The 23,610-nt window shown below is 53.9% G+C and carries 20 protein-coding genes and 1 pseudogene; 12 read left to right on the forward strand and 9 right to left on the reverse strand.

Features of this window, described 5'->3' with window-relative positions:
• Positions 1 to 110: 110 nt before the first annotated feature.
• Positions 111 to 1,247 (forward strand): annotated as a pseudogene (gene wzz(fepE) / locus AAYN39_RS14845) (LPS O-antigen length regulator Wzz(fepE)).
• A 52-nt stretch (positions 1,248 to 1,299) separates the two neighbouring features.
• Here wzz(fepE) and fepC read toward each other — a convergent pair.
• The 3 genes from fepC to fepD are packed head-to-tail and all read right to left on the reverse strand — an operon-like array spanning position 1,300 to position 4,087.
• Positions 1,300 to 2,094: an iron-enterobactin ABC transporter ATP-binding protein gene (fepC, locus tag AAYN39_RS14850; protein ID WP_000140620.1), complete on the reverse strand. Its 795-nt coding sequence runs from the start codon at positions 2,092 to 2,094 to the stop codon at positions 1,300 to 1,302.
• Positions 2,091 to 3,080 carry an iron-enterobactin ABC transporter permease gene (gene fepG / locus AAYN39_RS14855; RefSeq protein ID WP_000480067.1) on the reverse strand — a complete coding sequence of 330 codons (990 nt, stop codon included), beginning with the start codon at positions 3,078 to 3,080 and terminating at the stop codon, positions 2,091 to 2,093. Before fepG ends, fepC begins: the two co-directional genes overlap by 4 nt.
• Positions 3,080 to 4,087 (reverse strand): Fe(3+)-siderophore ABC transporter permease, encoded by a 1,008-nt coding sequence (fepD, locus tag AAYN39_RS14860; protein WP_001277880.1) that lies wholly within the window; start codon positions 4,085 to 4,087, stop codon positions 3,080 to 3,082. Before fepD ends, fepG begins: the two co-directional genes overlap by 1 nt.
• Before the next feature lie 110 nt (positions 4,088 to 4,197).
• Between fepD and entS the strand changes: the two genes are divergently transcribed.
• Positions 4,198 to 5,442 (forward strand): enterobactin transporter EntS, encoded by a 1,245-nt coding sequence (gene entS, locus AAYN39_RS14865; protein WP_001081657.1) that lies wholly within the window; start codon positions 4,198 to 4,200, stop codon positions 5,440 to 5,442.
• 62 nt (positions 5,443 to 5,504) lie between these two features.
• On the opposite strand, the gene fepB is transcribed toward entS, so the two are convergent.
• Complete coding sequence (gene fepB / locus AAYN39_RS14870) at positions 5,505 to 6,461, reverse strand: Fe2+-enterobactin ABC transporter substrate-binding protein (protein ID WP_001239614.1); 957 nt, start codon at positions 6,459 to 6,461, stop codon at positions 5,505 to 5,507.
• Positions 6,462 to 6,768: 307 nt separating this feature from the next.
• Between fepB and entC the strand changes: the two genes are divergently transcribed.
• The 7 genes from entC (at position 6,769) to AAYN39_RS14905 (ending at position 14,154) form a co-directional block, all read left to right on the forward strand.
• Positions 6,769 to 7,944 (forward strand): isochorismate synthase EntC, encoded by a 1,176-nt coding sequence (gene entC, locus AAYN39_RS14875; protein WP_000367596.1) that lies wholly within the window; start codon positions 6,769 to 6,771, stop codon positions 7,942 to 7,944.
• Positions 7,945 to 7,953: 9 nt separating this feature from the next.
• A complete protein-coding gene (entE, locus tag AAYN39_RS14880) occupies positions 7,954 to 9,564 on the forward strand; it encodes a (2,3-dihydroxybenzoyl)adenylate synthase EntE (protein WP_001222444.1) in 1,611 nt (536 codons plus the stop codon).
• A gap of 13 nt (positions 9,565 to 9,577) precedes the next feature.
• The gene (locus AAYN39_RS14885; RefSeq protein ID WP_001007162.1) at positions 9,578 to 10,435 is read left to right on the forward strand and encodes an isochorismatase family protein; all 858 of its coding nucleotides are present in this window, start codon (positions 9,578 to 9,580) and stop codon (positions 10,433 to 10,435) included.
• Positions 10,435 to 11,190: a 2,3-dihydro-2,3-dihydroxybenzoate dehydrogenase EntA gene (gene entA / locus AAYN39_RS14890; protein ID WP_000135726.1), complete on the forward strand. Its 756-nt coding sequence runs from the start codon at positions 10,435 to 10,437 to the stop codon at positions 11,188 to 11,190. Before AAYN39_RS14885 ends, entA begins: the two co-directional genes overlap by 1 nt.
• Positions 11,191 to 11,192: 2 nt before the next feature.
• On the forward strand, positions 11,193 to 11,606 hold the full coding sequence (entH, locus tag AAYN39_RS14895; RefSeq protein ID WP_000637966.1) for a proofreading thioesterase EntH: 414 nt from the start codon (positions 11,193 to 11,195) through the stop codon (positions 11,604 to 11,606).
• A 181-nt stretch (positions 11,607 to 11,787) separates the two neighbouring features.
• A complete protein-coding gene (gene cstA / locus AAYN39_RS14900; RefSeq protein ID WP_001043112.1) occupies positions 11,788 to 13,893 on the forward strand; it encodes a pyruvate/proton symporter CstA in 2,106 nt (701 codons plus the stop codon).
• 63 nt (positions 13,894 to 13,956) lie between these two features.
• Positions 13,957 to 14,154 carry a YbdD/YjiX family protein gene (locus AAYN39_RS14905; RefSeq protein ID WP_000460619.1) on the forward strand — a complete coding sequence of 66 codons (198 nt, stop codon included), beginning with the start codon at positions 13,957 to 13,959 and terminating at the stop codon, positions 14,152 to 14,154.
• A gap of 35 nt (positions 14,155 to 14,189) precedes the next feature.
• Here the strand turns inward: AAYN39_RS14905 and AAYN39_RS14910 are convergent, their stop codons facing one another.
• Positions 14,190 to 15,278, reverse strand: a complete 1,089-nt coding sequence (locus tag AAYN39_RS14910) for an oxidoreductase (RefSeq protein ID WP_001016858.1) — start codon at positions 15,276 to 15,278, stop codon at positions 14,190 to 14,192.
• Positions 15,279 to 15,404: 126 nt separating this feature from the next.
• Here AAYN39_RS14910 and AAYN39_RS14915 point away from each other — a divergent pair, with 126 nt between their 5' ends.
• Positions 15,405 to 16,565 (forward strand): pyridoxal phosphate-dependent aminotransferase, encoded by a 1,161-nt coding sequence (locus AAYN39_RS14915; RefSeq protein WP_001245604.1) that lies wholly within the window; start codon positions 15,405 to 15,407, stop codon positions 16,563 to 16,565.
• Here AAYN39_RS14915 and AAYN39_RS14920 read toward each other — a convergent pair whose 3' ends face one another.
• From AAYN39_RS14920 to dsbG, 4 genes are all read right to left on the reverse strand, one after another.
• Positions 16,566 to 17,183 carry a ParB/RepB/Spo0J family partition protein gene (locus AAYN39_RS14920; RefSeq protein ID WP_001164761.1) on the reverse strand — a complete coding sequence of 206 codons (618 nt, stop codon included), beginning with the start codon at positions 17,181 to 17,183 and terminating at the stop codon, positions 16,566 to 16,568. It lies immediately after the preceding gene.
• The gene (locus AAYN39_RS14925) at positions 17,156 to 18,391 is read right to left on the reverse strand and encodes a phosphoadenosine phosphosulfate reductase (RefSeq protein ID WP_000118145.1); all 1,236 of its coding nucleotides are present in this window, start codon (positions 18,389 to 18,391) and stop codon (positions 17,156 to 17,158) included. Before AAYN39_RS14925 ends, AAYN39_RS14920 begins: the two co-directional genes overlap by 28 nt.
• Positions 18,392 to 18,556: 165 nt before the next feature.
• Positions 18,557 to 19,459 carry a LysR family transcriptional regulator gene (locus AAYN39_RS14930; protein ID WP_000002489.1) on the reverse strand — a complete coding sequence of 301 codons (903 nt, stop codon included), beginning with the start codon at positions 19,457 to 19,459 and terminating at the stop codon, positions 18,557 to 18,559.
• A gap of 316 nt (positions 19,460 to 19,775) precedes the next feature.
• Positions 19,776 to 20,522: a thiol:disulfide interchange protein DsbG gene (dsbG, locus tag AAYN39_RS14935; protein ID WP_000597117.1), complete on the reverse strand. Its 747-nt coding sequence runs from the start codon at positions 20,520 to 20,522 to the stop codon at positions 19,776 to 19,778.
• A 439-nt stretch (positions 20,523 to 20,961) separates the two neighbouring features.
• On the opposite strand from dsbG, the gene ahpC reads away from it, so the two are divergent.
• Positions 20,962 to 21,525, forward strand: coding sequence for an alkyl hydroperoxide reductase subunit C (gene ahpC, locus AAYN39_RS14940; protein ID WP_000052802.1), 564 nt, complete (start codon positions 20,962 to 20,964; stop codon positions 21,523 to 21,525).
• A 241-nt stretch (positions 21,526 to 21,766) separates the two neighbouring features.
• Positions 21,767 to 23,332, forward strand: a complete 1,566-nt coding sequence (ahpF, locus tag AAYN39_RS14945) for an alkyl hydroperoxide reductase subunit F (protein ID WP_000887645.1) — start codon at positions 21,767 to 21,769, stop codon at positions 23,330 to 23,332.
• The last annotated feature ends 278 nt before the right edge of the window (positions 23,333 to 23,610 follow it).

Genomic DNA, 23,610 nt, shown 5'->3' on the forward strand with positions numbered 1-23,610 from the left:
GCTTTTCGGGCACTGGCGCGTAAAGATTGTTTCGGATAATTCTGACTTGCTGTTAGAATCTCTGACAGGAATGTGTTCTTTCATTGGATAAAGTTTTCAGGTCATACGGCATGCCATCTCTTAATGTAAAACAAGAGAAAAATCAGTCATTTGCAGGTTACTCACTGCCGCCCGCCAACAGTCATGAAATCGATTTGTTTAGCCTTATAGAGGTGTTATGGCAGGCGAAACGTCGTATTCTTGCTACCGTTTTCGCCTTTGCGTGCGTGGGGTTGCTTCTGTCCTTTCTGCTGCCGCAAAAATGGACCAGCCAGGCGATTGTCACACCGGCGGAGTCGGTACAGTAGCAGGGGCTGGAGAGAACGTTGACCGCGCTGCGCGTGTTGGATATGGAGGTAAGCGTTGATCGGGCCAGCGTATTTAATCTGTTTATTAAAAAGTTTAGCTCGCCCTCGCTGCTGGAAGAATATCTTCGTTCTTCTCCGTATGTCATGGATCAATTAAAAGGCGCGCAAATAGACGAGCAGGATCTTCACCGGGCGATTGTCGTGCTGAGCGAAAAAATGAAAGCGGTGGACAGCAATGCCGGCAAGAAAAATGAAACGTCGTTATTCACGTCGTGGACGCTGAGTTTTACCGCGCCGACGCGGGAAGAAGCGCAAAAAGTGTTGGCTGGCTATATTCAGTACATCTCCGATATCGTCGTGAAAGAGACGCTGGAAAATATTCGTAACCAGCTGGAAATCAAAACCCGCTACGAGCAGGAAAAGCTGGCGATGGATCGGGTGCGTCTCAAAAATCAGCTTGATGCCAATATTCAACGTCTTCATTATTCGCTGGAAATCGCCAACGCCGCTGGCATTAAGAGACCGGTTTACAGTAATGGTCAGGCGGTAAAAGATGATCCGGATTTTTCTATTTCCCTCGGCGCGGATGGTATTTCCCGCAAACTGGAAATTGAAAAAGGGGTAACGGACGTGGCCGAGATCGACGGTGATTTGCGTAACCGTCAATACTATGTTGAACAACTGGCGGCAATGAATGTGAGCGACGTGAAGTTTACCCCGTTTAAATATCAACTGTCGCCGTCTCTGCCAGTGAAAAAAGATGGCCCGGGTAAAGCGATCATTATTATCCTGGCGGCGTTGATTGGCGGTATGATGGCCTGCGGCGGCGTATTACTGCGTCACGCGATGGTCTCGCGTAAAATGGAAAACGCGCTGGCGATAGATGAACGGTTAGTCTGATTTACCCGAAAAGCCGGATAGCGATATCCGGCTTTGTCATCTGTGTGGGCGACTATCGCCGCCCCAGCGGTACCACCAGCGGCGTCCCGGCAACCGGATCGTCGATAATCATACAGCGCAGCCCATAGATTTTTTCGATAAGCTCAGCGGTAACAATCTCTTTCGGCGCGCCCTGTGCGACAATGTTACCTTCGCGTAATGCAATCAAATGTGTGGCGTATCGGCAGGCCTGATTCAGGTCGTGCAGGACGGCGGCTAGCGTATAGCCTTTTTCACGGTTGAGATCGCTTAACAATTCCAACAAATCAATTTGATGGCTAATATCCAGCCACGTTGTCGGCTCATCCAGCAGCATGATGGACGTTTCCTGCGCCAGCACCATGGCTATCCACGCCCGCTGACGTTGGCCGCCGGACAGCGTGTCTACGCTTTGCGCCGCCAGTGAGGTGATACCTGTTGCACGCATAGCACTGGCGACGGCGTCGGCATCTTCCTTGCGCCAGCGGGTAAATAACGGCTGATGCGGATAACGCCCTCTGGCGACCAGTTCTTGTACGGTGATATCGCCCGGCGTGGTGGCGTTTTGCGCCAGCAATCCGATGCGCCGCGCCACCTCTTTACTGGCGTAACGCTGTATTTGTTCGCCATCCAGCCAGACATGGCCGTCAACAGGCGTCATCAGACGGCTTAGCGTACGTAGCAACGTCGACTTGCCGCAGCCGTTAGGGCCGATGATGGCGGTAAAATGGCCGTCCGGAATCGAAACATTAAGGTTTTTTGCGACGGTATAGCTGCCATAACCCAGCGTTAACTGGTCGCCGCGCAAACGGGCTACGGATTCGGTCATTTTTTGCGGGACTCCTGAATTAACAAGACGATAAGGTAAATACCGCCGAGGCTGACGGTGACCACGCCCACTGGAAGCTGATAAGGCATAAACAGTTGCTGCGCGCACGCATCGGCGGCCAGTAGTAATAACGCGCCGCACAGCGCCGACTGGGTTAATCCCCAGCGCGCTGTGCCGCTAAGACGACGGGCGATGTGCGGCGCGACAAGGGCAATAAACGAGATGGGGCCAGCCAGTGCCGTTGCAGCAGCGGTGAGCGACACCGCCACCAGCATCAGCATCAGGCGTGACCGCTCCACGCTAACACCCAGCGCGCAGGCGCTGTCATCGCCCATCTCCAGCAGCCGCATACGACGCACCAGTAGCGCGGCGCCTGTCAGCATCACCATAATCAGCGGCGCCGAAGGCCAGGTTTTTGCCCATGTCAGACCGTTGAGCGACCCGGCGTTCCATAAGCCGGCGGTGAGCGCCGTTTCCAGCGACGCCTGCAACAGAAGCCAGGTATTAAAGGCGACTAACATCGCGCGGATGCCGATACCGATGATAATCAGCCGGAAAGTTTCAATCCCGTTACGCCAGGCGAGCAGCCAGACAATCAATGACGTGACGATACCGCCCGCCATTGCCGCCAGCGCGATCGCGGTAAGATGCTGGCCAAACAGGACCATTGCGACCAGTACGCCGCTCCAGGCGCCGGTATTAAAGCCCATCACATCAGGGCTGCCTAGCGGGTTACGCATCAACGACTGAAAAATCGCGCCACTGACGCCAAGCGCAGCGCCAATCAGTAGCGCCATTAATACGCGCGGTAGTCGCCATTCGGTTACGACAAGGGTGATATTACGCGGCGCGTCGCCCAGCAGCGCGGCAATAATCTGCCCGGTCTCAAGGGGCACGGCGCCGCTTTGCAGGCTCCATAAGCCAATGGCGAAGCAGCCAGCCGCCAGAAGCAGGCAGCTTACGATAAGCCGACGAGAAAGAAACATCACAGGCCGCCTCCGCTCGATTTACGGCGTACCAGAAAGATAAGTACCGGCGCGCCGATAAACGCACTGACGACCGATACGCGGAGTTCGCCCGGCACTAACAGACGACCAATAATATCGGCAAAAAGCAGCAGAGCAGGGGTTGCCAGTAGTGTTACCGGCAGCGACCAACGGTGGTCTGCGCCCACCAGCCAACGCGCCATATGCGGCATCATCAGACCAATAAAGGCGATAGGGCCGACCAGCGCCGTTGCGCTGCCGCACAAGACGGTAATCGCCAGTAAACCAATAAGTTGGGTGCGCGCCACTTTACTCCCCAGCGCCGTCGCGGTATCGCTGCCGAGGCTCAGGCTGTTCAGCGCTCGGCTCAGAAATAGCGCCACGATCCCAGCGATAACCACGGGCGCGAGCGCGACTTTCAACGTTTGCAGGCTACGAATGTCCAGCGATCCCGCCTGCCAGAAGCGAAGCTGGTCATAGACCTCTGGATTTAACAACGCGATGCCGCTGGTTAGTCCTTCCAGTACCGCGCCAAGCGCCACGCCCGCCAGTGTCAGGCGGACCGGGCTTAATTGGCCGCCGCCCTGACTACCGGTGAAGGCGACAATCAGCGATGCGATAAGCGCGCCGCTAAATGCCATGAAAAGCTGTTCCAGCGGCGTGGAGAAACCAAACAGCGCCGCGCCCAGTACAATGGCGAAGCTGGCGCCGTTGTTAACGCCCAGAATCCCCGGGTCGGCGAGCGGGTTACGAGTGAGTGTTTGCATGAGCGCCCCGGCGAGACCCAATGCGCCGCCTGCCAGTAATCCGGCCAGCGTACGCGGCAAACGCGCATCCAGGACGATGGTGCAATCGGCGCTTTGGCACACGCCGGTGAACGCCTCCAGCACGACGGCGGCGGGCAGCGGTTTCGCGCCAATGACCAGGCTTAAAACCGCGGCGAGACTCAGTAATAACAACAATCCGGGCACGGCAAACGCGCGCGTCACGGAAAACGAGCATGACATAGTAACTTCCCTGATAATGATAGTAATTATCGTTATCTATCTTATTTGGTTATATTAGCATGTGCAGCCATTGAATGGATATTTAAAAAAACTCGCATTAAGGCGTTGTAATGAATCGACAATCCTGGCTGCTCAATCTCAGCCTGTTGAAGACGCACCCTGCATTTCGCGCAGTATTTCTGGCCCGTTTTATCTCTATTGTCTCGCTGGGGCTGCTTGGCGTGGCGGTTCCGGTACAGATCCAAATGATGACGCACTCTACCTGGCAGGTAGGGCTGTCGGTAACGTTAACCGGCGGCGCCATGTTTATTGGCTTAATGGTGGGCGGCGTACTGGCCGATCGCTACGAACGCAAAAAGGTGATTCTGCTGGCGCGCGGTACTTGCGGTATTGGCTTTATTGGTCTGTGCGTGAACGCGCTGCTGCCGGAACCGTCATTGCTGGCGATATATCTCCTTGGCCTGTGGGACGGCTTTTTCGCGTCTCTGGGCGTGACCGCGTTACTGGCGGCGACGCCAGCGCTGGTCGGAAGAGAAAATCTGATGCAGGCCGGCGCGATTACCATGCTGACGGTACGTCTGGGATCGGTTATTTCGCCGATGTTGGGGGGCATATTGCTTGCCAGCGGCGGCGTAGCCTGGAACTATGGGCTGGCGGCCGCCGGGACGTTTATTACGCTATTGCCGTTACTGACGCTGCCGCGACTGCCTGTTCCTCCGCAGCCGCGGGAAAATCCATTTATCGCGTTACTGGCGGCATTTCGTTTTTTGCTCGCCAGTCCGCTTATCGGCGGTATTGCGCTGCTTGGCGGCCTGGTGACGATGGCAAGCGCGGTACGCGTCCTCTATCCGGCGCTGGCGATGAGCTGGCAGATGTCGGCGGCGCAAATCGGTTTGCTGTATGCGGCAATTCCGCTGGGGGCGGCCATTGGCGCGCTGACCAGCGGACAACTGGCGCATAGCGTTCGTCCGGGGCTCATTATGCTGGTTTCGACAGTCGGTTCTTTTCTGGCGGTGGGGCTGTTCGCCATCATGCCGATCTGGATCGCTGGTGTTATCTGTCTGGCGCTATTTGGCTGGCTTAGCGCCATCAGTTCGTTATTACAATACACTCTGCTGCAAACCCAGACGCCGGAAAATATGCTGGGGCGAATGAACGGCCTGTGGACCGCGCAAAACGTCACGGGAGACGCTATCGGCGCGGCGCTGTTAGGCGGTCTTGGCGCAATGATGACGCCGGTCGCTTCCGCGAGCGTGAGTGGATTCGGGCTGGTGATTATCGGTTTGCTGCTGCTGTTAGTGCTGGGCGAGCTACGCCGTTTTCGCCAGACGCCGCCGGTTAGCGATGCTGGCTGATGAAGACGCGTTTATCCGACTGACCAAATCTGTCTGGTCAGTCGGATAAGACTCCGATAAGGCTAAAACAGGGCGGCCAGTCGATTAAGCAGCAACGTTGCGCTGTAATAATCCAGACGGAACGTCTCCGTACCCAGGGCATAGACGCGCTTATTTTGCACCGCTGGCAGGTGCGCCAGCAGCGGATTGGCGTAAAGGGCCGCAACATCGTTGTTGTCGCCGGCAAACAGGAAAAGAGATTCGCCGTTTAACCCGGCGGCCAGATTTTCACCGCCAAGCTGAATGATATCGTGGCGCTTACCCTGGCTTTTGCTGGTTTGCAGCCCTTGGGGCAATGTCGCCAGCGTAAAGCCTAACTGCGTCAATAGCTTGCCTTGTGCTGATTCTGGCGTCCACAGATTGGCGCTATGCGCGGCAGGAGTATACACCAGCGCGCTAACCGGCTGCGGCGGCAGGGCGATTCGCTGTTTAACCGTCGTCAGTTGCGCCTCAAATTCCGCTATTCGCGCGGCGGCCTGTTTCTCCTGACCGGTGATCTCGCCAAGCTGCGTGAGCAAACTCTGCCAGCTTTTATCGTCATAATTGATGACGAGTGTCGGCGCGATGGCGGAGAGCTGATCGTAAAGCGCCAGCGCGGAGTCGCCGCCGGTGGCGCTAATCAAAATGAGATCCGGCATTTGCGCGGCGACCGTTTCGGCATTCGGTTCGCCGATGTACAGCCGGGCGACATGGCGAGCCTTTGCTACATCGCTCCACTGGCGCATAAACCCTTGATCGTCGGCAAAACGGTTATTCGGCGTAGTGGCTCCGCTGGCGACGACGGGCGCATCAATCGCCAGCAGCGAGCCTGTTAACGTCACGCTGGTAGAGACGATACGCGCGGGTTTGTGGTCCAGAGTATGAACGCCTCGGCTGTCCTGGATTTGCCGGGGCCAACCGGCGTCCTGGGCTAAGGATATTCCTGAAATTGATAAACCAACCACTAAAAGCAGCCAACGATAAAAGGCGGAGAGTCTCACAATAGCGTCCTGTTATTAATAAAGTTAATGCTTCTCATTTTCATGTCAGCGGCAGCGAGATGCAAGCCTTAGTGCCATTTAACTCATGACCAGAGTTGACAGAGCGACGTTTTACTCTTAGGTTAGCGCACTAAAAATAGAAATAATAATCATTATTATACACAAAATCATTCAAGAAGCATCGCGACGGCAAGGGAAGAATCCCCGCGGGCATAGATAACTGTGTGACCGGGGTTTCTGATCGCAGCCAACAAAGAGGCAGCTTGAAAGATGAAGTGTATATAAGCCTTTATCATTGGAGGATGATATGGATATGTCACTGGCCGAGGACGCTCAGGAGACAATGGCAACGCTTGCTCCCGATCGCTTTTTCTTCATGTCGCCGTATCGCAGTTTTACCACTTCCGGGTGCTTCGCCCGTTATACCGAGCCTGCGGTTGCCGGAGATTCGCCGGATAGCCCTTTCCAGCAGAAATTGCGCCAGCAGTTTGCCGAGGCCAAATCGCAGGGCATCGCCAACCCTATCCTGGTGGGGGCGATCCCCTTTGATACCCGTCAGCCGTCGTCGCTATTTATCCCGATGGCGTGGCAGTCCTTTTCCCGCCAGCAAAAGCAGCGCACGGCGCGTTATTTTACTGACCATCAGCCGCTGACGGTGACGGCGCGAAAGGCGATTCCGGAGCAGGATGCTTTTGAAGCGATGGTCGCACGCGCGGCTATGCTGACCGCCACGCCAGACGTCGATAAAGTGGTGCTTTCCCGGCTGATAGATATCACCACTGATGTGGCGGTGGATAGCGGAGCATTGCTGGAGCGGCTGGTTGCGCAGAATCCAGTTAGTTACAACTTCCATGTGCCACTGGCGGATGGCGGCGTTCTGCTGGGCGCCAGCCCCGAATTGCTGCTACGCAAGGAGGGCGAGCGGTTTAGTTCGCTGCCGTTAGCAGGCTCGGCACGCCGACAGCCCGATGACGTTCTGGATCGCGAGGCGGGAAACCGACTGCTGGCTTCACAAAAAGATCGCCATGAACATGAGCTGGTGACGCAGGCGATGAAGCAGATCCTGCGCGATCGCAGCACGGAACTGCAATTACCTTCCTCTCCGCAGTTGATCACCACGCCGACGCTATGGCATCTCGGTACGCCGTTTGAGGGCAAGGCCAACGCCGGAGAAAACGCGCTTACGCTGGCCTGTCTGCTGCATCCGACCCCTGCGTTAAGCGGTTTCCCCCATCAGGTCGCGAAAAAGCTGATTGCTGAACTGGAGCCGTTCGATCGTGAACTGTTTGGCGGCATTGTCGGCTGGTGCGATGCCGAAGGAAACGGCGAGTGGGTAGTGACGATTCGTTGTGCGAAATTGCACGGTAATCAGGTGCGCCTGTTCGCCGGCGCCGGGATTGTTCCTGCCTCTTCGCCAGTCGGCGAGTGGCGGGAAACCGGCGTCAAGCTCTCTACGATGTTGAACGTTTTTGGACTGCATTAAGGAACGATGATGCGTATACCTTTCACCCGTTGGCCGGATGAATTTGCCCGCCGTTATCGTGAAAAAGGCTACTGGCAAGACGTGCCGTTGACCGATATTCTGACCCGCCACGCTGACAGCGATAAGACGGCGGTCATTGAAGGCGAGCGCGCATTCAGCTATCGCCAGCTAAACCAGGCCGCGGATAATCTGGCCTGCAGTTTACGCCGTCAGGGCATCAAACCTGGCGAAACCGCTCTGGTACAACTGGGGAATGTACCGGAACTGTATATCACCTTTTTCGCCCTGTTGAAGCTTGGCGTAGCGCCCGTTCTGGCGCTGTTTAGCCATCAACGTACCGAACTTAACGCCTATGCGATGCAGATCGCGCCGACGCTGGTGATTGCCGATCGCCAACATACGCTGTTCGCCGGGGAGGACTTTCTCAACAGGTTTGTGGCTGAACACCGCTCTGCGCGGGTGGTGTTATTGCGCAACGACGACGGCGATCACAGCCTGGACGCGGCGATGCGGCAGGCGGCGGAAGGTTTCACCGCCACGCCATCACCTGCTGACGAAGTGGCCTACTTTCAGCTTTCCGGCGGTACTACCGGCACGCCAAAGCTTATTCCCCGTACCCATAACGACTATTACTACAGCGTGCGCCGCAGCAATGAGATTTGCGGTTTCAACGAGGAGACGCGTTTTCTGTGCGCGATTCCCGCCGCGCATAACTACGCCATGAGTTCGCCGGGCGCGCTGGGCGTTTTTCTCGCCAAAGGAACGGTAGTGCTGGCGACCGATCCTGGCGCCACGCTCTGTTTCCCGCTGATCGAAAAACACCAGATTAATGCCACGGCGCTGGTGCCGCCCGCGGTCAGTCTATGGCTACAGGCTATCCAGGAGTGGGGCGGCAATGCGCCGCTGGCGTCATTAAGGTTATTGCAGGTTGGCGGCGCGCGGCTTTCTGCGACGCTGGCCGCCCGTATTCCGGCTGAAATTGGCTGTCAGTTGCAGCAGGTCTTCGGCATGGCGGAAGGGTTAGTGAACTATACCCGGCTGGACGATAGCCCGGAACGGATTATCAATACCCAGGGAAGACCCATGTGTCCGGACGACGAAGTGTGGGTGGCGGATGCCGACGGGAATCCACTGCCGCCGGGCGAGATTGGTCGTCTGATGACGCGCGGCCCCTATACTTTTCGCGGCTATTTCAACAGTCCGCAACACAATGTCAGCGCCTTTGACGCCAACGGTTTTTACTGTTCCGGCGATCTGATCTCCATTGATCAAGACGGCTACATCACCGTTCACGGGCGTGAAAAAGATCAGATCAACCGGGGCGGCGAGAAGATAGCCGCCGAAGAGATAGAAAACCTGTTACTGCGCCACCCGGCGGTGATCCATGCGGCGCTGGTCAGCATGGAAGATGAACTGCTGGGGGAAAAAAGTTGCGCATATCTGGTGGTAAAAGAGCCGCTGCGAGCGGTACAGGTACGCCGTTTCCTGCGAGAGCAGGGCGTGGCGGAATTTAAATTACCGGATCGCGTGGAGTGCGTTGCGTCACTGCCGCTGACGCCGGTTGGTAAAGTCGATAAAAAACAATTACGCCAGCGGTTGGCGTCACGTTCACCGCTCTGAAGGAGAAAGAGAGATGGCAATCCCGAAACTACAGTCTTACGCGCTGCCCACCGCACTGGATATCCCGACCAACAAAGTGAACTGGGCATTTGAGCCGGAGCGCGCGGCGCTGCTCATCCACGATATGCAGGATTACTTTGTCAGCTTTTGGGGCCGCAATTGCCCAATGATGGACCAGGTAATTGCCAATATCGCCGCTCTGCGCCAGTACTGTAAGGAACATCATATCCCGGTTTATTACACCGCTCAGCCGAAAGAGCAAAGCGATGAAGATCGCGCGTTACTCAATGATATGTGGGGACCGGGACTGACGCGCTCTCCGGAACAGCAGAAGGTGGTAGAAGCCTTAACGCCGGATGAGGCGGATACGGTGCTGGTGAAGTGGCGTTATAGCGCGTTTCACCGCTCGCCGCTGGAACAGATGTTAAAAGATACCGGACGCAATCAGCTCATCATTACCGGCGTATATGCACATATTGGCTGTATGACCACCGCTACCGATGCGTTTATGCGCGACATTAAGCCGTTTATGGTGGCGGATGCGCTGGCGGATTTCAGTCGGGAAGAGCATCTGATGGCGCTGAACTATGTGGCGGGGCGTTCCGGTCGCGTCGTCATGACAGAGTCGCTGCTGCCGACGCCGATTCCTGCCAGTAAAGCGGCGCTGCGGGCGTTGATTCTGCCGTTACTGGATGAGACCGACGAGCCGCTGGATGATGAAAACCTGATTGATTATGGCCTGGATTCAGTACGCATGATGGGGCTGGCGGCGCGCTGGCGTAAAGTACACGGCGATATCGACTTCGTGATGCTGGCGAAAAATCCGACCATTGACGCCTGGTGGGCGCTGCTTTCTCGCGGGGTAGAGTAATGGCCAGCTTTGATTTTTCAGACAAAACGGTATGGGTGACCGGGGCGGGGAAAGGGATCGGTTACGCGACGGCGCTGGCGTTTGTCGACGCCGGGGCGCGGGTGATCGGCTTCGATCGCGAATTTACGCAAGAGAATTATCCCTTTGCTACCGAAGTTATGGATGTGGCGGATGCCGCACAGGTTGCGCAGGTGTGCCAGCGTGTGTTGCAAAAAACGCCGCGGCTGGATGTGCTGGTCAACGCCGCCGGTATTTTGCGTATGGGAGCGACCGACGCGCTTAACGTCGACGACTGGCAGCAGACATTTGCGGTCAATGTGGGCGGGGCATTTAACCTGTTTTCCCAGACGATGGCGCAGTTTCGCCGTCAGCAGGGAGGGGCGATTGTCACCGTAGCCTCAGATGCGGCGCATACGCCGCGTATCGGTATGGGCGCTTACGGCGCCTCTAAAGCGGCGCTGAAAAGCCTGGCGCTAACCGTAGGGCTGGAGCTGGCGGGCTGCGGGGTACGCTGTAATGTGGTGTCGCCGGGCTCGACCGACACCGATATGCAGCGCACGTTATGGGTGAGTGAAGATGCCGAACAGCAGCGCATTCGCGGTTTCGGCGAACAGTTTAAGCTCGGCATACCGCTCGGTAAAATCGCCCGTCCGCAGGAGATAGCCAATACCATTTTGTTTCTTGCCTCCGATCTGGCCAGCCACATTACCTTGCAGGATATCGTGGTGGACGGCGGTTCAACATTGGGAGCCTGACGATGATCTGGAAACGGCATTTAACGCTGGATGAATTGAATGCTACCAGTCAGAACACGCTGGTGGCGCATCTGGGCATTGTTTACACCCGTCTGGGCGATGACGTGCTGGAGGCGGAAATGCCCGTCGATGCCCGCACTCATCAACCGTTTGGTCTGCTACATGGCGGCGCATCGGCAGCGCTGGCGGAGACGTTAGGATCAATGGCGGGTTATCTGATGACCCGCGACGGGCAGTGCGTGGTCGGGACCGAGTTAAACGCCACCCATCACCGCGCCGTCTCGCAGGGGAAAGTACGCGGCGTTTGCCTGCCGCTGCATCTGGGGCGGCAGAATCAAAGCTGGGAAATTACGCTCTTTGACGAGCAGGGGAGGCGCTGCTGCACTTGTCGCCTGGGAACGGCGGTAATGGGATAGTTCTGGCAAAGTAAAATGCAATTGCAGCATTAACGAAGAAAGGAAGTGATCTGGTTAACACTGTAATGTAAAAAATGGGTAACAATCCGGTTTTATCATGTTGTTGTGTTGTTAATTACGGTAAAGGTGTCATAGAAACAAAATGTAACATCTCTCTGGAACACCCAAACGGACAACAACTATGAATAAATCAGGGAAATACCTCGTCTGGACAGCGCTCTCAGTATTGGGTGCGTTTGCCCTAGGCTATATTGCGTTAAATCGTGGGGAACAGATCAACGCGCTATGGATCGTGGTGGCGTCGGTCTGTGTCTATCTTATTGCGTATCGTTTTTATGGGCTCTATATCGCCAAAAAAGTGCTGGCGGTTGACCCAACGCGTATGACGCCCGCGGTACGTCATAATGATGGTCTGGATTATGTCCCGACCGATAAAAAAGTGCTGTTCGGTCACCATTTTGCGGCCATTGCTGGCGCAGGTCCGCTGGTCGGGCCGGTACTGGCGGCGCAGATGGGCTATCTGCCGGGGATGATCTGGCTGCTGGCGGGCGTCGTGCTGGCGGGAGCGGTGCAGGACTTTATGGTGCTGTTCGTCTCGACCCGGCGCGATGGGCGTTCGCTTGGCGAGCTGGTTAAAGAGGAGATGGGCGCGACGGCAGGGGTGATCGTGCTGGTAGCCTGCTTTATGATCATGGTGATCATTCTGGCCGTCCTGGCGATGATCGTGGTGAAAGCGCTGACCCATAGCCCGTGGGGAACGTACACTGTCGCGTTCACTATTCCACTGGCGATTTTTATGGGCATCTATCTGCGTTATCTGCGTCCGGGGCGCATCGGCGAGGTGTCGGTCATTGGGCTGGTATTTCTTATTTTCGCTATTATTTCCGGGGGATGGGTGGCGGCAAGCCCAACCTGGGCGCCGTACTTTGATTTTACTGGCGTGCAGCTTACCTGGATGCTGGTGGGTTATGGTTTTGTCGCGGCGGTACTGCCGGTCTGGCTGCTGCTCGCGCCGCGTGATTACCTCTCTACCTTCCTGAAAATTGGTACGATTGTCGGTCTGGCAGTCGGGATTCTGATTATGCGTCCGACGCTGACCATGCCGGCGCTGACCAAATTTGTTGATGGTACCGGACCCGTCTGGACGGGCGACCTGTTCCCGTTCCTGTTTATTACCATCGCCTGCGGCGCGGTATCCGGTTTCCATGCGCTCATCTCCTCCGGCACGACGCCGAAGATGTTGGCCAACGAAGGCCAGGCCTGCTTTATCGGCTACGGCGGGATGTTAATGGAATCTTTCGTCGCCATTATGGCGCTGGTCTCCGCCTGTATTATCGATCCGGGCGTTTACTTTGCGATGAATAGCCCGATGGCGGTACTGGCGCCAGCGGGGACAGCGGATGTCGTAGCTTCTGCCGCGCAGGTGGTCAGTAGTTGGGGGTTCGCTATCACGCCGGATACGTTACACCAGATTGCCAATGAAGTCGGCGAACAATCCATTATCTCCCGCGCAGGTGGTGCGCCAACGCTGGCGGTAGGGATGGCCTACATTTTACATGGCGCGTTGGGCGGCATGATGGATGTGGCGTTCTGGTATCACTTCGCCATTCTGTTTGAAGCGCTGTTTATTCTGACGGCGGTGGATGCGGGTACCCGTGCGGCGCGCTTTATGTTGCAGGATTTGTTGGGCGTAGTGTCGCCAGGGCTGAAACGTACCGATTCGCTGCCAGCGAACCTGCTTGCTACGGCATTGTGCGTGCTGGCGTGGGGGTATTTCCTCCATCAGGGCGTGGTCGATCCGTTGGGCGGTATTAACACCCTGTGGCCGCTGTTTGGCATCGCCAACCAGATGCTGGCGGGGATGGCGCTGATGCTTTGCGCCGTGGTACTTTTCAAAATGAAGCGTCAGCGTTATGCGTGGGTCGCGCTGGTGCCGACGGCCTGGCTGCTGATTTGTACGCTGACGGCGGGCTGGCAGAAAGCGTTTAGTCCGGATGCGAAAATCGGCTTCCTGGCCATTGCCAATAAATTCCAGGCGATGATCGACAGCGGCAATATTCCGCCGCAGTACACCGAATCGCAGCTCGCGCAGTTGGTATTCAATAACCGTCTGGATGCCGGGCTAACCATCTTCTTTATGGTGGTGGTCGTGGTGCTGGCGGTCTTCTCTATTAAGACGGCGCTGGCCGCTCTGAAGATTGATAAACCGACGGCGAATGAAACGCCGTATGAGCCGATGCCGGAAAATGTGGATGAGATCGTGACGCAAGCGAAAGGCGCGCACTAATCTTTTTTCATCAATAGCCCTCTCCAGAATAAGGAGAGGGCGTTTGGATGACAGGTGACAACGATGTTCGATACGCTTTCGAAAGCCGGAAAATATCTGGGACAGGCAGCAAAAATGATGATTGGCGTGCCAGACTACGACAACTATGTGGAACATATGCGCATAACGCATCCGGATCAGACGCCGATGACCTATGAAGAATTTTTCCGCGAGCGGCAGGATGCGCGCTATGGTGGAAAAGGCGGCGCGCGTTGCTGCTGATGGTTGCCAGGTCTGACAAGCGCAACGCCACCAGGCTATATTCTGAAAAATTCAACTTTTTCAAACGCCGCACGCAGGGTGTCTGGCGTTAACGTCACCGGTAAATAGTGGATAGATTCGACCGGGCGCAGGGTATGCGCGATGACCCTATCGATCTCTGCGGTGTTATGAATATCCACGTCCAGTTCGCTAAGCCGGGTCGGCAGATGAAATCGCCGGTACGCTGTAATCAATTGCGCCAGCACGTCATCTTGTCCCAGTAGCGCGCTTTGCACCAGAATGCCATAAGCCACTTTCGTTCCGTGCAGGAATTTTTCCGTTTGCGGCAGGACGGTCAGACCGTTGTGTACCGCATGGGCGGCGGCGACACGGGTATAGCGTTCCCCGAGGCCGCCGACCATACCGCCGCCAGCAATAATCGCATCCACCACGTCGCAAAATGCCTGGGTCAGCCGACGCTGCTGTTTATCCGCTAATGCTTGTTCGCTGCTGGTCAGTAGGAGATCGCGAATAGCGCACGCGCTGTTAATGCCCAGCCTTACGGTCAATGGCAACGTTTCAGGCTGCGGCGCAAGCACAACGGCTTCATACCATTTCGCCAGCGTATCGCCAATGCCAGCTAACAGATAGTCATCGGGCGCCTGCAGAATAATGCGCGGTTCGACCAGCACCAGAAAATTGGCATCATCAAAAATTTCGAACTGTAACGCCTGTCCCGCGTCGTTATACCAGACGGAAAGCGGTGTCCAGGCGGCGCAGGTCGCCGCGATCGTCGGGATAGCGACAAACGGCAGCGCCAGACGGCGGGCGTGCGCTTTGGCGGTATCGAGCAGCGCGCCGCCGCCGACGCCTATTACCACCTGACGATCGTCGTTGCAGGCGTGCGCCAGTTGGGCAACATGGCGTTCGCTACAATGGCCGGTAAACTGCAGATGTTTTGCGCCAGCACGTTCAAACGCTTCCGGCAGGTAAGGCCGGGCGGCGGCAATCGCGCGTTCGCCGTACACCCAAACAGCGTGGGAAAGCTGTTCCGGCGTGAAAAAGTCGGTCAGTCTTTCGAGGCTTCCTGCATGGGAAAAATAATTCGCCGGGCCGGTAACGACGCGGATCTCAGTGTGGTTCATGTTGTGTTGTCCTTAGGGTCTTCTCACCGCTGTTATTATATTTAGACATCTAAACGTCTTGATTGCCAAATACTAACACCCTGTGATAGTGTGTCAACAACCACATCACTGGCGGGTATGAAGATAATGAGAAATAACCCACTGATTCCAAAGAGCAAATTGCCCAATCTTGGCACCACGATTTTTACGCAAATGAGCGCGCTGGCGCAGAAACATCAGGCAATAAATTTATCGCAAGGCTTCCCTGATTTTGATGGTCCTTCTTATTTGCACGAGCGGTTGGCTTATCATGTCGCGCAGGGCGCGAATCAATATGCGCCGATGACGGGCGCGCAGGCGCTGCGGGAGGCCATAGCCGATAAAACGGCGGAAATATATGGTTATCGACCCGATGACGTAAGTGATATCACCGTCACGGCGGGCGCGACAGAAGCGCTGTATGCGGCGATTACCGCGCTGGTGCGGGCAGGGGATGAGGTTATCTGTTTCGATCCCAGTTACGACAGCTATGCCCCGGCCGTGGCGCTTTCCGGCGGCGTGTTAAAACGCATAGCGCTTACGCCGCCGCATTTTCGCGTCGACTGGCAGGCGTTTTCGGCGTTGCTTAGCGAGCGCACGCGGCTGGTGATCCTCAATACGCCGCATAATCCCACCGCTACCGTCTGGCGTCAGGCGGATATCGAGGCGCTGTGGCAGGCTATCGGCGAGCGGGAAATTTATGTATTAAGCGATGAAGTGTACGAGCATATTTGTTTTGCCGCCGAAGGTCATGCCAGCGTACTGGCGCACCCTCAGTTACGAGAGCGGGCGGTTGCCGTTTCATCGTTTGGTAAAACCTTTCATATGACGGGATGGAAGATTGGTTACTGCGTTGCGCCTGCGGCCATTAGCGCCGAAATACGCAAAGTTCACCAGTACCTGACGTTTTGCGTCAATACGCCGGCGCAACTGGCGCTGGCGGATATGCTGCGCGCCGCGCCGGAACACTATCGCGCGTTACCCGATTTTTACCGGAAAAAACGCGATGTGCTGGTTAACGCGCTGGCGCAAAGCCGATTAAAAGTGCTGCCCTGTGAAGGTACCTATTTTTTGTTAATCGATTACAGCGCAGTGTCGACGCTAAATGACGTTGAGTTTTGTCAGTGGCTAACCGAAGAAGTCGGTGTCGCCGCTATTCCGCTCTCTGTCTTTTGCGCCGCCCCTTTCCCGCATCAGCTTATACGTTTATGTTTCGCTAAACAGGAATCAACGCTGCTGGCCGCCGCAGAGCGCCTGTGTAAACTGTAGTTATTTAACCGTCCACGCTCTGGAGAATCGACGGTCTGCAAAGAGTTCCTGCAGTCCGTTGATCTGTTTCAGGCGCAGGACTTCATCGGCGTCCATACCTAACTCCTGTCCGATTTTGCTCTCGTCCCAGCCTAGCTGAGAAAGTTCGCGTACGATTTCGGACATAGCGTGGATCTGGTGGCGTCCGCGCGCGCGGTTATGCCGGATGGTTGCCGCCATCCGTTCGTGACGTTCTCTGTCCAGACACGCTACCGGCAGATAACCTTTCAGGCGCCTTTTCAGGACCGCTTTTCCTTTGCCCAACTCATGACGGTGAAAGCCGTCTACAATCTCGTATTCCTCCGTATTGGCCTTTACCACCACAATCGGCTGAGTAAAGCCATCTTTTTCAATCGATTTAAGCAGCAATTTTTTCTCCGGTGGCGCAACGTTATTCGGGTTGTAGTCATTAGGCGAAATATGATCGTTTTTCACCCACAGGACACAATCGACTGGCTCATCGCGAAAAGGACTAACGTTATGTATCGCCCTTCTAAATTCATTAATGGCGGCGATCCTTTCCTCTTCAGGCAGTCCAGAGAGAAAGTGAGTTATTTCGGTTGTGAGTCGGTGTTGCATAAGATCCCCCATTCCTGGCGTTTAGCTTTCATGCGTTCGTTATAACGCTGGTAACTCTTAGGTTTTGTCGGACTGAATGACAGCGCCCGGCACCAGTAATCATTGTTCAGTAATACTTTGCAGATCCGTCGCCATGACGGAATATCCCGCGATCCGATATCGCCCTGCTGCGTCTGTGGAATGGTGTTCATGCCTTTTTTCTTATACCACTGCAAATAAACGGCGATTTTATTACGGTAATGTTCGGCAGTGACTTCAGGCATACTGTGTAGCAGGAGCAGCGCGTACTCCTCCCAGTTAAGGTGATCGGGTTTTAAAATTTTCCGGTGGCCGTAAAAATGGCTGTCCTGCCCGGCGTATATTCCTCCGCTGAGTACGCCGCTGACTCTGGCGTACATGGCCGCCCAGCGCTCAGGTTCGATAACATGATACAGCCATAACCCCTGCCGTTGTTCCGGGCCGAATGGTTCGCAAATACGCATGTAACGGACCGGTACGCCAGCCTGATACATCAAATTATACAAGGGGTTACATGATTTACCTGTTTTGGCGAACCAGGTCCAGATATCTGCGGTTTTCCAGTCATAGATGGGGTAGATATACCAGGTGTGCCCCTTGGGGGCCAACGTGGTCCAGGGCTTATCGTCGGCAAAGCGCAGCTTATGCGAGTTAGCGATAGCGACAAACCGGTTATAGGATTCGTCGGAACGAATACCGACCAGCATAGCGGCAGGGCGCTTTTCTGAAAACCAGTCGGCAAAATCGCGAACGAACTGTTCAAAAGTCATGCCGTGTTGATAAAAGGAAAAAAAGGCCGGATCGGTAATCGCATCTTCTGGCGGTTGTCGTACCCAGTCGGTTCCCGGCTGCCAACACTGCCACTCCGGCTGGTATTGTGAAAGGGAATTTTGTGTGGTTAAGGGTAATGCGACCCAATAAAAACGCTCAATAACGTCCGCGTAGTATTCACGTAACGATTCAATATAAGCGATAGTACAGGAGAATTGCGCTTCCCAGTCAATGAAAAGAACGTGGATCTTTTTATTCATTTTGCGCGCCAACGTTGCCGTCAGGTGCAGCATAAGTCCTGAATCTTTACCACCAGAAAATGAGACGCAGACCCGGGGTAAAGTTTCCAGGGGCCATGTTATACGCTCTTGAGCCGCTTCCAGAACATTTTGCTCAAGCGGAACTTTATAAACCGACATCTCTGGATAGTCTCCAATGTGTTAACTACAATATATTCGCAATAATTAACATAAAGGATAATCTGATTATATGAACTTGCAATGTCTTATTATATTCTCTAAGTAAATACATTCTACGAATGTATACACTTAATTTATATTATTACTCGTTCTCTGATCTCCTTATTAACGCTTTTTTGTGATGTACTCAATGAGCTCAGCAAATCCGCTATTATTCAGCGAAGCTCTATTGTACATAAGATAGAATTGTATAGGAGCAATGGTAAAAGGTGTGGCGACTTTTTTAAGTTTGATAGAGGAAGAGTAATAGTCAACAAATGTTTGTGGTAAAAAACCAATAAGCTCCGTGGAGCTGATGGAGTTGGCGATAGTCATCACCGATTTGCTTCTTAAACCAATTATTCTCTCCCCCAGCACATCATCTATAAGTGAATGATACTCTTTCATACCGGTTGCCCGGGAGACGAGTTGCGTAAATGACTCTTGTAGAATTTCATCGATAGTGGCGGTGTCGCCTAGTCGGGGATGATTTTCACTGCAAACCAGGATACATTCTAGCCTATTAAAGTGAGTACAAACAATAGAACGATTATTAAGTGGGGCCATTGAAACCACAACATCTGCTTTGCGGTAGGCAAGCAGATCTTCAGGCAGTTCGTCAGTGGTCAAAATGTCGTGATGTTCAATTTCAACCTGTGGATCTTTGCGGATATATTTAACTAATTTCATCGCATATTGGGTGATCAACAGCTGTGGGCTGTAGATAATAAATTTTTTCTTCAGACTGGACTGATTCATTATATTAATAGTTTGTTCCAGGCTGTTAAGGTTATTTTCTAAATGATAATGTAAATTAATGCCTGTTACGGTAGGCGTAATTCCTTTGCCTGAGCGAATAAATAGAGGATCATTGAATTGCGTGCGCAGGCGTTGCAATGACTGACTGACGGCAGAAGGTGTAATATAGAGTGTTTCCGCTGCTTTGCTAATGCTTAAATGTTGATAAATACATTCAAATATAACCAACAGGTTAAGATCAAATTTTTTAAGGTCGTAAAGGTTAGCCATAGTATCTTCCCGGCATTATCATGGTATCTTCCATGATTATGACTTAATCTCAATAATTTACCAGAATTATGTTTATTAAACTTAATGTAGAGTTTATTTAAACTAAAATACCACAGTTATGAATATTTTAGCGAGTAAATAATTACGGTAAAGGCGGACATAACGTACCCTGATATAATCACGCCGTTAGCCTAAAAAGGCTGTGCCGGATGACATTTTGGTCTGGCGTCGCGTTAATACCGGGAGGTGGTTGGCCCGACAAACGTAGCGCTGTCGGGCGTGGTACGGTTAAGCTTCTGCCTTGCTAATTTCTGCGTTAAGGCTGCCCCATCATGGCGTCCAGTTGCGCTTTTTCCGGTAAACCAACAACCTGTTGCAAAATCTTATCTTTATTCATGTAATAAATTGCTGGCGTCGCGTTAGCGCCAAGATCGTCCATTAACTGCTGATTCTGATTAATGACTTTCATCTGCGCCGGGGGGATGGACGCAGGAACCTCCAGCTTCATCTTTCCTGCGGAGGCTTCATAGTCATGCCAGGTTTTCGCCGGGTTTTTCGCGGCTAAAATCGCTGCGGCTGTGGCCGGGCTTTCCGGTTTAATCACGCCGACCAGTAATGTGCGTAATTGTACCTTGCCGGATTCGACCCACGGACGAGCTTGTTGCCAAAACTGCTTACAATAGGGGCAGAAAGGATCGGCAAAGACATACAGCACCACCGGCGCGTCTTTTTTACCGTCGAGTATCCATGACGCTTTTTCCATTTTCTGCCACATTTCACGTCCGGCTGGCGCATAGATCTCTTTTTCTATCAGGGCGTTGCTAAGATTTTCACCTTTTTCATTATACATATAGCCGGAAATCGCGTGTTTACCGTCCGGCGTCAGGTAAATCGTGACGCCCATATCCTGATACTTTCCGAGATAGCCCTTCATGCCCCCCGGCGCCTCGAAGGATTTCAGGATTGTTATGCTCTGTTTTTCAATGGCTTTAACCAGCGCAGGCAGTTCTTCCGCGTGGGCGAGAATGGGCAGCATAGCAAGCAGCAATGTACGTTTAATCATATTTTTCTTTTTAATATCAAAGCGAAAAGAGTATTAATGATGATGCCTATCGCAGACATAGGTAAGAGCTGGCGTGCCAGGATTGCCCTTTCTGTGCTGGGGTGATGTAATCCTTTTCGCTGTTACAGCCTTTGTTAAGGTAATGTAGAGCGCAACACTTAGCCAGCATATACGCTATGGATTTCGAGTGGCAGGCAATACGCCTGCCATTTGCAAGACGAGTCGTACTGGCTCTGAAGTTACCTACGGGTAGTTCAGGTAATGGGGCCGCCTGTCAGGCGGCCTTTTTACTTTAGATGGCTGACAGGGCGCAGTGTTCACAATGTCGCCCGAATCGGGTTGTTAGTTAACGCTTATTGATTTGATAATGGAAACGCATTAGCCGAATCAGCAAAATTTCGTTAACTTACTCCTCAACGAAAACACGGAGGAAGTATAGATGTCCTTAATTAACACCAAAATCAAACCTTTCAAAAACCAGGCGTTCAAAAACGGTGAATTCATTGAAGTCACCGAGAAAGATACCGAAGGCCGCTGGAGCGTCTTCTTCTTCTACCCGGCCGATTTTACCTTTGTTTGCCCGACTGAACTGGGTGACGTTGCCGACCATTACGAAGAACTGCAGAAGCTGGGCGTAGACGTTTATTCCGTCTCAACCGATACTCACTTTACGCACAAAGCATGGCACAGCAGCTCTGAAACTATCGCAAAAATCAAATATGCGATGATCGGCGACCCGACTGGCGCCCTGACCCGTAACTTCGACAACATGCGTGAAGATGAAGGCCTGGCAGACCGTGCGACCTTTGTTGTTGACCCGCAGGGTATCATTCAGGCGATCGAAGTTACCGCTGAAGGTATCGGCCGTGACGCGTCTGACCTGCTGCGTAAAATTAAAGCAGCACAGTATGTTGCCGCTCACCCAGGCGAAGTATGCCCGGCGAAATGGAAAGAAGGTGAAGCGACTCTGGCTCCATCCTTAGACCTGGTCGGTAAAATCTAAATTTCCGTCGTCTTTCACGCCATAGCTGCGTTGGCGTTGCCTGCTCACCCCGGTCACTTACTTCAGTAAGCTCCCGGGGATTCTCAGGCTAGCCGCCTTACTCTGACGTGAAATACTTTGGAAATTGTTTCAGTCATGGGCGCATCCGCGCCCATTTCATTTCAGCACCATGACGCAAGTTGCATTAATGCAGTCCCGCGAAGTCGGCTTGCATGATGATGTTTTCAGAGAGGGAAGAAGAATGCTCGACACAAATATGAAAACCCAGCTCAGGGCTTACCTTGAGAAACTGACCAAACCTGTTGAGCTGATTGCCACGCTGGATGACAGCGCTAAATCGGCGGAAATCAAGGAACTGCTGGCTGAAATCGCCGAGCTGTCCGACAAAGTCACATTTAAAGAAGACAATACTCTGCCGGTGCGCAAGCCGTCTTTCCTGATTACGAATCCAGGCTCTCAGCAGGGGCCGCGCTTTGCCGGTTCTCCGCTGGGCCACGAATTTACCTCGCTGGTTTTGGCGTTGCTGTGGACCGGCGGTCATCCGTCAAAAGAAGCGCAGTCGCTGCTGGAGCAGATTCGCGATATTGACGGCGATTTTGAATTCGAAACTTATTATTCACTCTCCTGCCATAACTGCCCGGACGTAGTGCAGGCGCTGAACCTGATGGCGGTGCTGAACCCGCGTATTAAACATACGGCAATTGATGGCGGCACCTTCCAGAACGAAATCACCGAACGTAACGTGATGGGCGTTCCGGCGGTGTTTGTCAACGGTAAAGAGTTCGGCCAGGGACGTATGACTCTGACCGAGATTGTCGCTAAAGTGGATACTGGCGCAGAAAAACGTGCGGCGGAAGCGCTGAACAAACGCGATGCGTATGACGTGCTGATTGTCGGCTCCGGCCCGGCGGGCGCGGCGGCGGCGGTCTACTCGGCGCGCAAAGGCATCCGTACCGGTCTGATGGGCGAGCGCTTCGGCGGTCAGGTGCTGGATACCGTGGATATCGAAAACTATATCTCGGTGCCGAAAACCGAAGGCCAGAAACTGGCGGGCGCGCTGAAAGCGCATGTCAGCGATTACGACGTTGACGTTATCGACAGCCAGAGCGCAAGTAAACTGGTTCCGGCAGCGACAGAAGGCGGCCTGCATCAGATTGAAACGGCGTCCGGCGCAGTCTTGAAAGCGCGCAGTATCATCATCGCCACCGGCGCGAAATGGCGCAATATGAATGTGCCGGGCGAGGATCAGTATCGCACCAAAGGCGTCACCTATTGCCCGCACTGCGACGGTCCGTTATTTAAAGGCAAGCGTGTGGCGGTCATCGGCGGCGGCAACTCCGGCGTCGAAGCGGCTATCGATCTGGCAGGTATTGTAGAACATGTTACGTTGCTGGAGTTCGCGCCGGAGATGAAGGCGGATCAGGTGCTACAGGACAAAGTGCGTAGCCTGAAAAATGTCGATATCATTTTGAATGCGCAAACGACAGAAGTGAAGGGCGACGGTTCGAAAGTGGTGGGACTGGAGTATCGTGACCGTGTCAGCGGCGATATTCATAGCGTCGCGCTGGCAGGAATTTTTGTGCAGATTGGTCTTTTGCCGAATACCCACTGGCTGGAAGGCGTGCTTGAGCGTAACCGCATGGGCGAGATCATTATTGACGCCAAATGTGAAACCAGCGTTAAGGGCGTCTTCGCCGCAGGCGATTGCACCACCGTTCCTTACAAACAGATTATCATCGCCACAGGCGAAGGGGCGAAAGCCTCGTTGAGCGCCTTTGATTATCTGATTCGCACCAAAATCGCATAAAAAGAAGTAAGCACACCTGCAAGGCCAGTTAACTGGCCATCGTAAATGGCCCGATAGTGTAAGCTATTCGGGCCTGCGGTGTTTATGCCTGGGGAACGCCACCGGGTAAAACACGTTCTTCATTATCAATACTCTGAAACCGTCTGTTAATAACAGACGGTTTTTTGTCTATGGAAAACCCCCAGCTAGGCTGGGGGTTCCGGAAAGCTTTCAGCTTTAAGCCAGTTATTAAAACCCCTTTTGATTTGTTAAAACATCTTGCGGTCTGGCAACTGCAA

This window comes from Salmonella sp. K21076 (genome assembly GCF_039650795.1).
GTDB classification, from domain to species: domain Bacteria; phylum Pseudomonadota; class Gammaproteobacteria; order Enterobacterales; family Enterobacteriaceae; genus Salmonella; species Salmonella enterica.

Bases quoted from the DNA above. Each gene is read 5' to 3' on its own strand.
- fepC (WP_000140620.1), bottom strand. From the start codon at position 2,094: ATGACCGAATCCGTAGCCCGTTTGCGCGGCGACCAGTTAACGCTGGGT.
- fepG (WP_000480067.1), bottom strand. From the start codon at position 3,080: ATGTTTCTTTCTCGTCGGCTTATCGTAAGCTGCCTGCTTCTGGCGGCT.
- fepD (WP_001277880.1), bottom strand. From the start codon at position 4,087: ATGTCATGCTCGTTTTCCGTGACGCGCGCGTTTGCCGTGCCCGGATTG.
- entS (WP_001081657.1), top strand. From the start codon at position 4,198: ATGAATCGACAATCCTGGCTGCTCAATCTCAGCCTGTTGAAGACGCAC.
- entC (WP_000367596.1), top strand. From the start codon at position 6,769: ATGGATATGTCACTGGCCGAGGACGCTCAGGAGACAATGGCAACGCTT.
- entE (WP_001222444.1), top strand. From the start codon at position 7,954: ATGCGTATACCTTTCACCCGTTGGCCGGATGAATTTGCCCGCCGTTAT.
- AAYN39_RS14885 (WP_001007162.1), top strand. From the start codon at position 9,578: ATGGCAATCCCGAAACTACAGTCTTACGCGCTGCCCACCGCACTGGAT.
- entA (WP_000135726.1), top strand. From the start codon at position 10,435: ATGGCCAGCTTTGATTTTTCAGACAAAACGGTATGGGTGACCGGGGCG.
- entH (WP_000637966.1), top strand. From the start codon at position 11,193: ATGATCTGGAAACGGCATTTAACGCTGGATGAATTGAATGCTACCAGT.
- cstA (WP_001043112.1), top strand. From the start codon at position 11,788: ATGAATAAATCAGGGAAATACCTCGTCTGGACAGCGCTCTCAGTATTG.
- AAYN39_RS14905 (WP_000460619.1), top strand. From the start codon at position 13,957: ATGTTCGATACGCTTTCGAAAGCCGGAAAATATCTGGGACAGGCAGCA.
- AAYN39_RS14910 (WP_001016858.1), bottom strand. From the start codon at position 15,278: ATGAACCACACTGAGATCCGCGTCGTTACCGGCCCGGCGAATTATTTT.
- AAYN39_RS14915 (WP_001245604.1), top strand. From the start codon at position 15,405: ATGAGAAATAACCCACTGATTCCAAAGAGCAAATTGCCCAATCTTGGC.
- AAYN39_RS14920 (WP_001164761.1), bottom strand. From the start codon at position 17,183: ATGCAACACCGACTCACAACCGAAATAACTCACTTTCTCTCTGGACTG.
- AAYN39_RS14925 (WP_000118145.1), bottom strand. From the start codon at position 18,391: ATGTCGGTTTATAAAGTTCCGCTTGAGCAAAATGTTCTGGAAGCGGCT.
- AAYN39_RS14930 (WP_000002489.1), bottom strand. From the start codon at position 19,459: ATGGCTAACCTTTACGACCTTAAAAAATTTGATCTTAACCTGTTGGTT.
- dsbG (WP_000597117.1), bottom strand. From the start codon at position 20,522: ATGATTAAACGTACATTGCTGCTTGCTATGCTGCCCATTCTCGCCCAC.
- ahpC (WP_000052802.1), top strand. From the start codon at position 20,962: ATGTCCTTAATTAACACCAAAATCAAACCTTTCAAAAACCAGGCGTTC.
- ahpF (WP_000887645.1), top strand. From the start codon at position 21,767: ATGCTCGACACAAATATGAAAACCCAGCTCAGGGCTTACCTTGAGAAA.